The sequence below is a fragment of the Gracilimonas mengyeensis genome (assembly GCF_900182705.1).
Classification (GTDB): domain Bacteria; phylum Bacteroidota; class Rhodothermia; order Balneolales; family Balneolaceae; genus Gracilimonas; species Gracilimonas mengyeensis.
This window is the reverse complement of the sequence record NZ_FXTP01000007.1, coordinates 39,466-54,088: the sequence shown is the minus strand read 5'-3', so window position 1 is coordinate 54,088 and position 14,623 is coordinate 39,466. Positions and strand designations below refer to the sequence as shown.

General features: G+C 43.0%; 11 protein-coding genes. 5 read left to right on the top strand and 6 right to left on the bottom strand.

Annotated features, from left to right (window positions below):
• Positions 1–32 precede the first annotated feature (32 nt).
• From FN815_RS08995 to FN815_RS08970, 6 genes are all read right to left on the bottom strand, one after another.
• Positions 33–323: a helix-turn-helix domain-containing protein gene (locus FN815_RS08995; protein WP_142454301.1), complete on the bottom strand. Its 291-nt coding sequence runs from the start codon at positions 321–323 to the stop codon at positions 33–35.
• A gap of 85 nt (positions 324–408) precedes the next feature.
• The gene (locus FN815_RS08990; RefSeq protein ID WP_142454300.1) at positions 409–1,113 is read right to left on the bottom strand and encodes a hypothetical protein; all 705 of its coding nucleotides are present in this window, start codon (positions 1,111–1,113) and stop codon (positions 409–411) included.
• Positions 1,114–1,160: 47 nt separating this feature from the next.
• Positions 1,161–2,393, bottom strand: coding sequence for a site-specific integrase (locus tag FN815_RS08985; RefSeq protein WP_142454299.1), 1,233 nt, complete (start codon positions 2,391–2,393; stop codon positions 1,161–1,163).
• A gap of 357 nt (positions 2,394–2,750) precedes the next feature.
• Positions 2,751–3,689, bottom strand: a complete 939-nt coding sequence (locus FN815_RS08980; protein ID WP_142454298.1) for an NAD(P)-dependent alcohol dehydrogenase — start codon at positions 3,687–3,689, stop codon at positions 2,751–2,753.
• Between the two features lie 78 nt (positions 3,690–3,767).
• Positions 3,768–4,613: an alpha/beta fold hydrolase gene (locus tag FN815_RS08975; protein ID WP_142454297.1), complete on the bottom strand. Its 846-nt coding sequence runs from the start codon at positions 4,611–4,613 to the stop codon at positions 3,768–3,770.
• A gap of 76 nt (positions 4,614–4,689) precedes the next feature.
• Positions 4,690–5,340 carry a hypothetical protein gene (locus tag FN815_RS08970; protein WP_142454296.1) on the bottom strand — a complete coding sequence of 217 codons (651 nt, stop codon included), beginning with the start codon at positions 5,338–5,340 and terminating at the stop codon, positions 4,690–4,692.
• 290 nt (positions 5,341–5,630) lie between these two features.
• Between FN815_RS08970 and FN815_RS08965 the strand changes: the two genes are divergently transcribed.
• The 5 genes from FN815_RS08965 (at position 5,631) to FN815_RS08945 (ending at position 14,610) form a co-directional block, all read left to right on the top strand.
• Entirely contained in the window at positions 5,631–7,436 is a 1,806-nt protein-coding gene (locus FN815_RS08965; protein WP_221930291.1) for a helix-turn-helix domain-containing protein, read from the top strand.
• A 582-nt stretch (positions 7,437–8,018) separates the two neighbouring features.
• Positions 8,019–8,894: an SDR family oxidoreductase gene (locus FN815_RS08960; protein WP_142454295.1), complete on the top strand. Its 876-nt coding sequence runs from the start codon at positions 8,019–8,021 to the stop codon at positions 8,892–8,894.
• A complete protein-coding gene (locus FN815_RS08955) occupies positions 8,884–9,318 on the top strand; it encodes a DUF6567 family protein (RefSeq protein ID WP_142454294.1) in 435 nt (144 codons plus the stop codon). Before FN815_RS08960 ends, FN815_RS08955 begins: the two co-directional genes overlap by 11 nt.
• Positions 9,319–9,692: 374 nt before the next feature.
• Positions 9,693–10,133: a hypothetical protein gene (locus FN815_RS08950; RefSeq protein WP_142454293.1), complete on the top strand. Its 441-nt coding sequence runs from the start codon at positions 9,693–9,695 to the stop codon at positions 10,131–10,133.
• A gap of 118 nt (positions 10,134–10,251) precedes the next feature.
• Positions 10,252–14,610: a CusA/CzcA family heavy metal efflux RND transporter gene (locus tag FN815_RS08945; protein WP_142454292.1), complete on the top strand. Its 4,359-nt coding sequence runs from the start codon at positions 10,252–10,254 to the stop codon at positions 14,608–14,610.
• The last annotated feature ends 13 nt before the right edge of the window (positions 14,611–14,623 follow it).

The window sequence follows — 14,623 nt, the reverse complement described above, 5'->3', positions numbered from 1 at the left end:
CCATTGTGGAGCAGGCTCTTTTGACGCAGTGACTAAGAATTAACTCTTCGTTGGACTTTGTGGGTTTTCAATAACTGCTCGATCTCGTCGATATCATACCGGATGGTTCGTCCATTTTGGACATAGGGAAGCTGTTCGGTATCTCTTAGATATTGAATATGACGACGTGAACATTTCAGAAGCTTCATGGTTTCTTCTGTAGTCAGCCATTTCTTTCGGGTAGCTTTGCGGATGGCATCAGGGAGGCACTCTTGCATAGTGCGTTCTACTGCGGCTTCAATGAGTTGTTGGAGGTCGTCTTTGGTTGGTATATAAGCGTGCATAGTTGTGTGCTTTTGTTGTGGTTGTTGTTTGAACTGCACACAACTTCCGCACTTTTGCGAACCTGAAACAGATGAAAAAGGGTTATTAACCCTTTTTCACCCCTCGAGATAGTGTTCCAGTATGCATTAAACCCAGTTTTCTACGATGTACTTTTATCGTGTCAATGGATGGTTTTTGTCCAGATTTTCTTTTGTGGCGGGAAATCAGCTCCAAATCAATGTTACTGTAGTGAGGTGAACCATTGGCATGCTGGTAATCCGGATTTCCTTTAAGTTCGTGAAACCAGTTCAAGGTGTCCTGCAAATCAAAGACGGGTTGACGACCAATCGGTTGGTTTTCAATCAGCTGTTCTTCTTCAGCTTCAACCAACTGATCATTCAGATATGTTCTGAATTTTGTAAGTGAAATTTCGTTTAGATACTGATTGGTAAACTCATTGCCGTACATCTCATCAGCAACCTTTTCGAAGTTTTTGATGGTATCGGTAAATTCTATGACCGCCTCATAACCATATTGCTGAACATAGGCTAAAGCAGCATCTTGAAAAGTTTCCTCTTCGGCTCCGGGCAAACCGCAGATGTTTTTTAAAACGTTTGTATAAATTTCATGTCCTGCATCTTCATTTATTTTCTCAAAAACAGGCCAGATCATTTCTGAAGGTCTTATTCTGATGTCGAAGTAGAATCTCGTGATATAGTGATCCAGATCCTGGAGCAGCATTTTCAGTTTAACAGGATTGAAGTTATCAGTAGCATTATCAACAAAATTGTGGATATCTAGCTTCGTCATATTGCCATGTTTAATGGCGTCAAAGTGTTGTCTTGTATTCATTAAAGTCAAAATAGCTTGCTGATGGTTTTATCGGCGACCTCAGCATTTAGTGATTTAAGGTATTTTTCAGTGGTTTCAATTTTAGCGTGTCGCAGAACTTGTTTGAGTTCATAGACAGATACTCCGTTATTTACCGCATGCTGGGCAAAGGAGTGTCGGGCAACGTGAAAGGAGATATGCTCCACATAGGGTAGTTTGAGTTCTTCCTTTTCTATTTTGTCGTTGGCAAGATCTCTGAGGTTAGATAGGTTCTTATTGCACAAAGCATTTTGTGATCGAATGTCTCTTCGAAGATCACCCAGGTCATCATACTTTACATCATTTTTTAGAAAGGGAAAGATGAATTGGTTTCTTTCACCGGAGTAATGGGAGAGGATCTCTTTTTGAGGGTCATTCAGATGGGTACTGAATTTCTTCCCATTCTTGCCCATGTTATAGATGAGTCGTCCGCCTTTGACATTATCCCAAGTCAACTCACAGACATCCCCAAACCGAATACCGGCACTGTAGAAGCTAAATAGGAAAGCATTCCGAGTGTGCCATTTGGACGAACCTTTTTTAATGTCCAATGACTTCAAAAGGTCAATTTGCTCCAAAGTCAGTTTGGTTTTTTCCGGCGGTTCATTCTCTTTCACCCTTTTAAAGAATACAAACGGATCTACATGAATAACATGATCCAGCAGGGCTTGCCTGATAATCCTTTTTATGGGCTGAAAGGTTTTCTTTATGGTAGTGGGCTTATTCTTTTTCTGATAGAGCAGATAGTTTTGAAAGCCTTCCAGAAAGTGATGATCCATCTGAGCAATAGGAAGGAGAGGTTCTCCTATATAATCTTCCATCTGGGATTTAGCCACTTTGGTTTGGCTTACCTGAGATAGCTTACCGATCTCTGTTTTTCCCCTGATTTCATTTTCGGCATATATAAAGAAGTCCGCATCCTTCTTGGCCTTTATCTTACGCTTGATATTTTTTGAGTTATCCCGGCCATGACGAGCTAACTCCGCATATGCATCTTCGGCTTCGGTTCTTTTTAGATTTAAAATTTGATTGAGGGTCTTCGCGTTTCTGTGTGACTTGCGAATTTCTCTTTTGTCCGAATTCCAGTATTTGGGTTCCACTGAAATCCCGGTACTCATAAATTTGGCCTTACGGTTTTGTGTGATCCTGAGATAAACAGGACACTCTCCATTTTTCTTAGGTTTATCTGACCTAAAGACAATTTGAAAAGTTGCTGACATCCAGTCATGTTTAGGTTGAAATTTGGTACAACCATAGTAAGACTAAACTTGAATAAAGTCACTCATTGGGGGAAGAAAGTTTCTCTACTTACATTTTGTAAGTAACTGATATTTTGTGAGTAAGTAACGGTCTTTGAAACCTGAAATAACCCCTCCAAGCCACTACCCGGGGAGCTCAAAGCCTGATTCGCACAAGCGAGTCAGGCTTTTTTTATGTAGAGGATTTTTTGCCGGTAGGTGAATATTGGGATAAGGCAAAACATGTGCTGTTGCTTTTCTAAAACAATGCACAGAAGGCTAAGCTTTCTGTTGCTTGTATGTTTGAGGTATTACCTCTTTTTGTTTATGTCAGATAGGTCAAAGGGAGATACTTATGATGACATTACCCCGCTTATGCCCGAGCTCAACATAATCGTGGGCTTCGGCCATTTTTTCTAATGGGAAGACTCTGTCAATTACCGGTTTGATTTTCCCTGCTGCGAGGTAGTTTTTCAATTGTATAAAAGCACTTCTGAGGGTTTTAGGTACACCGGTATCAATGGATATGTATATACCATTTACATTTAAGGCCTTTTTGCTTTTTTCTTTAAGTAGTGAGGACTTTGAGTTTCCGACTGCGTCCAGTACATATTTATAAGTGGATAACTGTTTTTCAGCGCCCTGCAAGGTGTAATCAATCACAAGATCACTGCCCAGCGATTTGACCAGGTCAACGTTTTTGCCGCTACAAACAGCGATTACGTTTGCGCCGGCAATTTTGGCTAATTGCACTGCCATGGTCCCAATACTGCCTGAAGCCCCGTAGATTAAGAGTTCATCGCCTTTCTGAATGGAGGTTTTGCTCAATAGATGCATAGCGAGTAAGCCGCCATAGGGAGCCGCGGCAGCCTCATTATGACTGATGTTGGCCGGTTTCAGGGCGATATTCCAGTCTTCGGGCAGGCATATATACTCTGCATAAGACCCAAAGCGGTGATTAGTAGTCGAAACAGAACCGTAGGCAAATACTTCATCACCAATCTGAAAGGAGGTTACTTTTTCGCCCTTTGCTACCACTTGTCCGGATGATACCATCCCCAAAATGGGGTTGCGTGGTTTCCCAAAACCAAAGATGATTTGAAGTATAAATTTTGGAATGAGCGGCTCATCCAATCTTCGTATGAGTACATCACTGGTGGTGACTGAGGTAGCTTTAATTTTTATCAGCACCTCATTGCTTTTCGGGTTTGGTTGTTCAACATCTGCCAGTACCAGGTTTTCAGAACCTCCGTATTTCAAACATTTAATGGCTTTCATAATTGTTTCTTTTTATTGAGCCCGTTTAGAGTAACCTGAGTAGTCTTTTCGGGTGCATCTTATTGTACCAAGTGCTCCTTATCTCATGATCTCCCGTTCAATTCGTTCATTCTGTTCCTGGTTTTGGACATGTTTTGAGTGTTCCAAAAGCGTACTTTTTTTCAGAGACGGAAATATCTTTTCTGCCCGCTTTATCATTTTATTTCCGGGAAACAGGATGTCGTTTTGAGCTGCGAACAGGGTAATGGGAGTTGTGATTTCTCCGGCTTTTTTAGCATCAATGACCGGAACCGGGGTAAAGTCCATTTCAAACTCTAAAAAGACTTTGGAAAGAAATTCAATAGCAAAATCATCCCGATCGGTAAATAGATGGGATAAAAACTTCTCAACATACTTTACTTTTTTAGTCTTCATGTACATCTTCATCGGTATGAACACTTCGAATATGGCCTTCAATGGATTTCCATTTACGATATAAGCGGGGGCTGAGAGAACCACTTCTTTGATGTTATTCTCATCGTATTCCAGCGTTTTAAGAATGATCAATCCTCCAAAAGAGAATCCGGCCATAGTTACGGATTCAATCTTTAGGTCAGCGATGATTTCATTCATCCATTTTCCATAGGAATCATCTTTCATACTCAGGCGATTCTGGGCACTTTTATTAGGTTGAGCCAGAACATCCACCGCAAAAACTCTGAATTTCTTATACAGATTAGCATAGGTCTCGAGAGCGACAGGGGCACAGCCATTCGAACCATGAACAAGTATTATCGGCGGGTTCTCAGAATCTCCCGTAGCTATGATATTGGTCTTTCCAAAACTGGTTTGTATCGTTAAATACTCAAAATCTAGATTAAGGCTTTTCAATTTTTTGTCGTAGAGATGAAGTATTTCCTTCTTTCCTTTTTTTGATTTGAACATAGTATCAGGTTATGAGTCTTTGTTTGTAGAGTTATTTTTTGGGCTTATCCTACTGCTGCTGCAAGGCAGCTATACTTTAGAAATTAAACCCTACGTATATATTGGGCTCAAACAGGAAATAATTTCTCCATTTATCGTCCAGCTCCTTAAATCCTTCAGGAGCCTTCGTCTCAAACATCCAGTGCTGACTATGAACCTGAGGTTCTATGAAAAATCGTTTTTTCTTACCGATTGAGATATGATATCCCAAGTGATAGGAATTATATACTTTAAAACCATTTCCAACTTTATTACCGTCTAAATCCAAGTAGGTTTGATGTTGAGGTAGAACTTCAACCGTTGCAAATAACCCTTTCCATAACATGCGTTGATAGCTAATTCCGATTCCGGTTTCCCGAACATGTCCCGGATAGAATTCACTTTCTGTCTCAAGCTTATCTAAAAGACCATCCCACCAGGTGATTCCCATGGGTTGAAACAATCGCCAGGTGGCAAATTTTAATCCAATGATGTTTTTATCATCTAAGTTGCGTTTTATATGAAGTTCAATCATTTGAACGTTTTGTCGATCGTCCCAGGAATCTCCGATAGGATCTGTAATAATGAAATAAGGTAAACTTACCCTGTATTTATGGGCTACTTCAGTTTCTTTACCCTCTGGTAAGTTAGTTTGAGCAAAGGCACTCAATGAGGCAAGTGTAAAAACAATAATCAGTAGGTTTTTCATTGTTCTGAATGTTATTCGGTTAAATGGGTGATTTGATATTTGTCGATAGATTTAGTCTTAGAAAATCCACTTTATCGAATCGACAGCTCAATGATCGGGAGAAGGAGAGAGGCTATCGTCCTGAAATGAAATTGCGGACCTACTGATGAGATATTGGATGTTGCCAACCTAAAGATTACAAGTAGTACCTACAGTCTAAAGTTTTCTTTTCTATTCCTTTATTCCCATGATTTTATATCTTCTTCCTGTATATATGAATAACGGGTAGTACTTAAACACCTACTTTATCTTTGATCGATAACAAATCCATAGCTATTCTGCCATTTCTGAACCTCAGTTCAGATCCTGAAAATGAATATTTCAGTGATGGCATTACCGAAGATATCATTAATGCATTGACCCGGATTCAGGGTTTAAAAGTTACTGCGAGAACTTCTTCTTTTGCGTTCAAAGGGCGGCATATGGATGTGCGTCATATTGGTAATCAGCTGGGTGTGTCTACGGTATTGGAGGGGAGTGTACGTAAGTCAAAAAAGAGAGTCAGGATCTCTGCTCAGCTGATACAAACGACCGATGGATTTCAAATATGGTCGGGTCGTTTTGATCGTGATATTGAGGATATCTTTGAGCTTCAGGATGAGATCAGTTTAGCTATTGCGGAACAAATCAGGGAAAATTTTGGCCACCTGGAAATAGGAGAACACCTGGTGGATGTGCCCACTCAAAATATTCAGGCCTATAATCTCTACTTAAAAGCGCGATATAATCATTTGCGATGGGATAGTGTGGGGATTGGAAATGCAATGCAGTTTTATCCACAATGTATAGAGATGGATCCGGGATTTTCCTGGCCCTATTTTGGAGCGGGTTACTGCCATTCTATGTTTGGATCATGGACCCCAAATATGGCCTCACTTGATTTGGTAGCTGATTATATAGACCGGGGATTTGAGATCGACGAACAGTCATTTCTGGGGTACTACAGCAAAGCAACACTCGAATTTTGGGGGCATTGGAATTACCGGGAAGCAGAAAAGCAGTATCTCAAATCCATGACTTTAAATCCATCCTATACGGAAGCTGAGGAGGGATTAGCTGAATTATATACGGCCATTGGCTGGTTCGATGAAGCCATGGATCATACCAAACATATCCTTCAACTGGATCCTCTTTCTCCCAATCATCATTTTACCAAAGCAAATATTCATTACTTGCAGGAAGATTATGAATCAGCTCTTGCAAGTACAGAAAAAGCTCTTCAGATCGACCCCGGTTTTACCCATGCTATCACGATAAAGCATCTAAATCTTATCAAACTAAAAAGAAAAGAGGCTCTGGAGGTGTATCTTAATAATACACTATTGACCGATTCTCCGAGATCATGTGAGATGTTATATAAATTAACTCATCAACCCAGCGATCATGGTATCAAGCGTGAGGATATAGATGAAGTTGTAAATGAGGAAGGTTTTACAATTACGCCCTGGCCTTTATTATTATATGCGCAATTTGGGGACCAAGACAAAGCAATGAAACTCCTTGATGGAGCTGTAGCAGATAAAAGAGGTCAGTTTGCAAACTTCCTCAGCCGCCCTTTTCTTGACAACATTAGGGAAACAGATGGTTTTAAAGCATTGGTCACAAAAACATTCGAACCTTCCCGCTTACCCAACAAACGTTCAGGAAAGGAGCTGAGTAACGGAAGTGCGCAGAGAAAGAATGAGGTTGATGGCAGAGCATTGATGCAGACTGCAGAGATCGACATGGCTCTGGAGAAACTCGACCAGTTGATGCAAAAGGATGCACGCTATTTAGATACGGGATTATCTCTAAGAACCCTGGCTGATGAAGCCGGACTTCACCCCAATAAACTCTCATGGATGCTGAACGACCAGGTGGGGGTAAGCTTCAACGATTATGTTAATAATTTCCGGCTGGAGTGTTTTAAGCAGAAGGCGCTGGATCCCGCTAATAAGAATTTCACCTTATTGGGTTTAGCTTTCGAAAGCGGATTTAATTCTAAATCCACTTTCAATGATTACTTCAAAAAGAAAACTGGCATTACCCCACGCAAGTGGTTGAAGGAGCATAAGTAAGAGACTTGATTCTAAGCCCCTACAGAGTATCAATCGGCAACAGAATCTTCGTTTGCAATTCCTTGCTCTTCTCAAAAAAAAGGGATCACTTTTTGTCATTATCCTGCAAAGAGGTTAGCATTATTAATATGGAAGTATAAAATAACCTGAGTTCGAGATAAGAGCTCAATTGCTCCGGCCTTCAGGCCGGTGGAAAAGCAGCATTGAAACTATTAACCCGAGTCACAGATGGTTTGTGAGCTATTATGTGTACCGAGGGTTGGTCTCTACAAGCTTAAAAGTCGGTATTGCCAAAGCTTTGAATCAAAATTTAAGCAAAAAAAATGGGGCAAAGCTTTGTTTTATTTGCATCTATCTACCGGCCTAAAGGCCGGAGCAACTATTTAATATCAAAACTTTATCTCGAACTCACGTTACAATAAGATGCTGCTACTGTTTCAATTCATTGTTCTCATTCTTTTGCAGGCAGCCTTTCTCTTCTCTAAAAAGTCCGGGATCTCATAAAAGCGCCGAAAATATCATTCCGTACGATTAGTGCATCAAACCTGTAGATATTGGCTTCGCAATCAAAAGAAATGCACCATGACAAAAATATTAGTTGTCGGAGCCAGTGGCTATCTCGGCAAATATATACTAGAAGAACTGGATAACTGGAAGATACCAGCTGTAGCTTTGGTTCGGGCTTCAGAAAAGTTGAAAGATCTGAAACACCGAAATATCAAGATAGTTCAGGCTGAAGTAACGCAGCCGGAAACACTAAGTGGTGTTTTTAAAGATGTTGAGACAGTGATATCAACCGTTGGTATCACCCGGCAGAAAGACGGCCTCACCTATATGGATGTCGATTACCAGGCAAATGTGAACTTATTGCAGGAAGCAGAACGAGCCGGGGTTAGAAAATTTATATGTGTATCTGTTATAGACGGAGACAAGCTGCGCCACCTTAAGATTACCGAAGCTAAGGAACGGTTCGTAGATGTCCTTAAAGCCTCGGGATTAGAATATACCGTCATCCGACCCAATGGATTTTTTTCAGATTTGCGGGATGTGCTTTACATGGCTGAAAAAGGAAGGGTGGTGTTGTTTGGGAATGGAGAGTTAAAGCTAAACCCTATCCATGGTGCTGACCTTGCGGAAGTGTGTGTACGGGCTATTGCGCAGAAAGAAAAAGTGATAGTGGTAGGCGGACCAGATATTCTCACTCAAAATGAGATAGCAGAAATGGCTTTATGCGCGTGGAATAAACCGGCTGGCATTGTTCACCTTCCGGGCTGGATCAGGTTATTGATACTAAAAACAGCTAAGATTTTTCTACCCGAGCAAAGATTTGGACCGCTTGAATACTTTCTCACACTTATGGCGCGCGACAATATTGCAACCCGCTACGGTACTCATCGCTTACAGGATTTTTTTAAACAAGAAGTACAACAAATAAAACAACAATCCAATGAAAAATAATCTTATCAATATGAAATCTTATTCATTTATCATTCTTTTGGCCGTGGCATTTCTGCTTACTGGATGTGGAAACGCAGGTATGTTTATGGCGTCTAATAGTACCGAGGTTCAACTAAAAGAAGGAAACTATACTATTGTGGCTAAAAACGTTACAGGCTCATCTGAAACATCGAATTTATTTGGAGCCAGTTATTCATGGGGCGTTGCCACTAATTCTATAGGTTTAATTCCTCTTGATGGAAATAAAATGTTATATAAAGAAGCTCGTGAATCGCTTTGGGATAACTTCGAAAAACAAGGGGAATCGATAGAAGGGAGAAAACTGGCGCTTATTAACATTCAATATGACTCCAACACGGCGAACTTTATAGTTTATACAAAAGCATCGGTTTCCATTACCGCTGATATCATCGAGTTTGAATAAATTAAGTAGATATAGTGCTATGAATAATAGGTTCCATTCAATTACGAATGGAACCTTTCAAGCAGTTTTACCCAGTCAATTTCGAAGCGATAACCTTTCGCCCCCCTGTTTAAAGCCCTGGAGGCCATTTTATGGTGAACAAAATTCGCAAGTCGGTAACTTCCGGGAAGCTCAATTTGTTTTTTCTGGAGAGAACGCTTTCATAGCAATATGCTGGATATTTCGTTCAATGAAAGAATGTTTTCAGATGCTATGATAACAATTACATAAAACACCATGCCTTCGGCGCCGTCTTACATCCCTCTTTGAGTTTTACTTAGCGAAACACCTCAATCCGTTGCCCTGCATCGAAAATATGCTTACCATTACGCGCAATGAAGTTTTTTCGCTCACACATACATAGAATTAATTGGCTCACCACAGCAGGATTTATCCTTTCGTGGGTGATGATGGCTATTGTACTGCCGGTTAAGATTCTTGGTTTTGCGGAGTCCCATTCTATCTATTCGGTGTTTAATGCCGATGAAGGTTGTTTCGAATTAGTGGTCGATCATCATGAAAATGCCGATGGATTTCATCTCATGGATGAGGAAAACGACGCCCATTCTTTCCATAGCTCCTGTTGTTTTGATAACCTGGCACTGACCTTTAAAAAGCAGGACACCGATTTCGACCTTCCGGTGAGCTATGGAAATGACTGCGACGGGTTTAGCCATATCTCAGAGCGTCCTCATCGGCCAATAACTCTTCAGGAACACCCATTGCCACCTCCGGAATCACAGCATACACTCCGGATTACTCGCCTTCTGATTTAAAACCCTTCTTTTTCTGGCAGTGTACTATCTGCCTTGCACTTCTTCTAAGATTGATATCAGGGAAACCTATGTCTGATTCAATCCACTTTTAAACACACAATTTCTACATCTCTCTGACATGATTAACAATATCATTCGCTATTCTGTGCGGAATAAGCTGATTATTAGTCTGCTGACGATCGCTTTGGCTGCATGGGGTACTTATTCATTAACACAGCTTTCGATTGATGCCGTACCGGATATCACCAACAATCAGGTGCGCGTCATAACTACTTCCCCGAACCTGGCTACGCAGGAAGTCGAACAATTTATCACCTTTCCGGTGGAGCTGGCGATGGCCAACCTCCCGGGTGTGGTGGAAATGCGGTCGGTATCCAAACTCGGTCTTTCCATTGTCACGATTGTTTTTGAGGAAGACATGGGTACCTATCTTCCCCGACAATTGGTTTCAGAACAGCTTAAAAAGGCCGAAAAAGAAATTCCCGCCGAAATGGGAACGCCGGAAATGGCTCCCATCACCACTGGATTGGGTGAGATATACCAGTACATCCTGGATGTGGAACCGAAATATGCGGATCATTATGATGCCATGGAATTGCGGTCTATTCAGGACTGGATTGTTCGCAGGCAGTTATCCGGTATACAAGGTGTAGTGGAGATTAACAGCTGGGGCGGTTACCTGAAGCAGTACGAGGTGGCTGTGAACCCTGAGAAGTTACGCAGCATGAACATTACGCTGACAGAGGTGTATGATGCACTGGAGGCAAATAACGAAAACACCGGCGGAAGCTACATCGAAAAAGGCTCGGAGACATATTTTATTCGGGGCCAAGGGCAGGTACAAACCCTGGATGACATTCGCGAAACCGTCATCAAAACGGAGAATAACATTCCGGTTATTATAGGTGATGTGGCTGAAGTGGGCTATGGTCATGCCGTGAGATATGGAGCCATTACTGCCAATGGCGAAGGTGAGAAAGTAGGCGGACAGCTTCTGATGCTTAAAGGCGAAAACACCAATGAAGTCATCGACCGTATCAAAGAACGGATTGCACAGGTGCAGGAGTCGTTGCCGGAAGGGGTGGTGATTACACCATTTCTGGACCGCACTGAACTTATCAGCGAAACCACTGCTACCGTTTCGGAAAACCTGATTCTTGGTGGATTAATCGTAATCTTTGTACTGGTTCTATTGATCGGAAATTTCCGGTCCGGCCTGATTGTGGCTTCGGTTATTCCATTGTCCATGTTATTTGCGCTGGGCATGATGAACCTGTTTGGGGTATCGGCCAACCTGATGAGTCTCGGAGCCATTGACTTTGGGATCATCATTGATGGAGCGGTGATCATCGTGGAATTCACGCTGTATCAGCTCACAACGAAATCAGGTATGCTTTCGAAGTTGACCGGAGCTGAACGGGCGGCCAAAGTGGATGAGCTGACCATTCAATCGTCCAGCCGGATGATGCGCTCCGCTATCTTCGGGCAGGTGATTATCCTGATTGTGTTTATCCCGATTCTTTCACTGACCGGCATTGAAGGCAAGATGTTCACCCCAATGGCGCTCACCTTTGGGTTTGCCATGCTGGGAGCCATGATACTTTGTTTGACCTACGTACCTATGATATCTTCGGTACTGCTGAAAGGAGATATCAAAGAAAAGAATGGTGTTTCAGCGAAGATCATGAATTTTTTTAATGGTATCTATGAGCCGACCATCCGTTTTGCGCTCCGCAGAAAATCACTCGTGCTGGGTGTTGCCGGAGCCTTATTTATTTCAGCATTGATCGTGTTTCTGAGAATGGGAGGTGAATTCATCCCTCAACTGGATGAGGGCGATTTTGCTATCCACCCGCTGGTGAAACCGGGAACCTCCCTTTCGCAAACCATTGAGACCAATACACGACTGGAAGGAATACTGGTAAACGAGTTTCCGGATGAAGTAAAGCAAGTGGTTTCCCGTATTGGAACCGGGGAAGTGCCCAATGACCCGATGTCGATGGAGATGTCGGACATCATCATCATTCTCCACGATAAGGATCAATGGACCAAAGTGGAAACCAAAGAAGAACTGGCAGAGAAAATGCAGGAAGCCATGATTGTGGTTCCCGGAGTAAACTTCGCCTTTTCCCAGCCTATCGAGATGCGTTTCAATGAACTCATGACCGGCGTGCGTTCGGATGTAGCCATCAAAATTTATGGTGATGATCTGGATGTGTTGTTTGAGCAGGGCAATGAAGCTGCCGGAATTGTTGGTGGTATTCGGGGTGCGGCGGATATCAACGTGGAGCAGATCACCGGCTTGCCACAAATGGTGGTAGAATATGAACGCAATAAGATAGCTCAATATGGATTGGCTATTGAGGATGTGAACCAGGCTATTCAAACGGCTTTTTCTGGGGGCAAAGCGGGTGTGGTCTTCGAAGGAGAACGACGATTTGATCTGGTTGTTCGACTTCAGGAGCCGTACCGGCAGGATATCGAAAATCTCAGAGACTTATACATTAGCCTGCCCAACGGGAATCAGGTTCCCCTTGAGCAGGTTGCAACCATTGGTTATCGGGAGGGACCGGCACAGATCTCCCGGGATGATTCCCGCCGAAGAATCGTGGTGGGCGTGAACGTACGCGACCGGGATGTGGAATCACTGGTCAACGAGATTCGCCTGGAACTGGAAAACAATCTCGATCTTCCGGCTGGGTATTATATCACCTATGGCGGTGCTTTTGAGAATCTGCAGCGGGCCAAAGACCGGCTTTCTATTGCCGTTCCGATTGCACTGGGGCTCATATTTTTACTGCTGTATTTCACCTTCAGCTCGTTCAAAGAAACCCTTATGGTATTTACGGCCATTCCGCTGGCGGCTATTGGCGGTGTGTTTGCGTTGTGGATTCGAGGCATTCCGTTCAGCATATCGGCTGGCGTAGGGTTTATCGCCTTGTTTGGGATCGCCGTGCTGAATGGGATTATACTTATCAGCTTTTTCAAACAACTAAAGGAGGATGGTATGAAAGATATCGATGAGCGAATCTTACAGGGAACCCGACAGCGCTTACGTCCGGTGCTTCTCACAGCCTTCACCGACGCCCTTGGATTTTTACCCATGGCGCTTTCAACCTCTGCCGGTGCTGAAGTGCAGAGACCGCTGGCTACCGTGGTTATCGGTGGTTTGATTTCCGCAACTTTGCTTACCCTGGTGGTGCTTCCGGTGCTCTATCGGATTTTTGATGAAGGTGTTTCCTGGAGGATGAATTCACCTAAGATAGCTGCACCCATCGTTCTATTTTTTGGGTTGATGTTAGGAGCTCATTCAAATGTATTTGCTCAATCAGTCCAAGAAGTTACATTGGATGAGGCTATTGAATCAGCTCTGCAAAACAACCTGAACCTGAAGGCAGCCTTTGAACGGGTAAGGAGTCAGCAAACACTTAGCAAGTCACGCATTGATATCGGCGATACGGAGCTCTTTTACTCACGCAGTGAATACGATGCTGAGCAGGGAGTGGGCGTCGAATCTTTTGGCATCAGTCAGGAGCTGCCCTTTCCGACGGAATTCATCAATCAAAAACAGGTTGGAAATGCCGAGGTGGATCTTCAACAGGCAGGATTGAACCTCACCAAAGCTGAACTAATTAAACGGGTGAGAAAAGCATACTACCAAACGGCGTATGGACACCAGCAACTTCACATACTGAATGAGTTGAGCGAGGTATATCAGCAGTTTATGGAAGCCGCCGAGCTTCGATATGAAACCGGGGAATCCGGGCGACTGGAGTTGACCGGGGCAAAGTCTCGTTACCAAAACATTCAAACAGAACAAATGAAAGCCAAGGCTCAGCTTAAACAATATTACTTCGAACTCCGACGGTGGACCTATGCCGGGGATTCAGCTCAGATTGAACAAAGCTCACTGGAACAATTGGCCCAGAATTTTCTGAATGGAATGAATGATGTGCGCTTCGATGATAATCCGAAACTCAGCTACTTGCGGGAGCAATCCAATGTGGCTGAAGCTGAATTGGGGCTCCAGCGCTCCCAATGGCTGCCGAATCTCAATCTTCAATATAAAAGGCAGGAAGTAGCCGGAACGGATGGATTCTATGGCATCCATATTGGGTTGAAGGTTCCTCTGTGGTTTACTGCCCAGCATCAGCGTTCGAAGGCAGCAAGACTGGAATCAAAAGCGGTGTCAATGGAGGTGGAGGATTACCGGTTTGAACTTCAATCGCGTACCAAGCAGCTTCGCTCTGAATTGGTACAGCTTCAGGAGCAGGTGAAATTCTATCAAAACGAACAAAATGCGCTGGCCGAGGAATTGATAAATACCGCCCAGAAAAGTTTTGAAGCCGGTGAGATTAATTATCTGACCTACACAAATTATCTGGATGAAGCCATCGACATCAAACAAAAATACCAACAGGTGCTGCTTGAGTATCTGCAGCAGGTGGCCGAATGGCAATACCTGAATGGTCAATGAAAACGAATTTGAA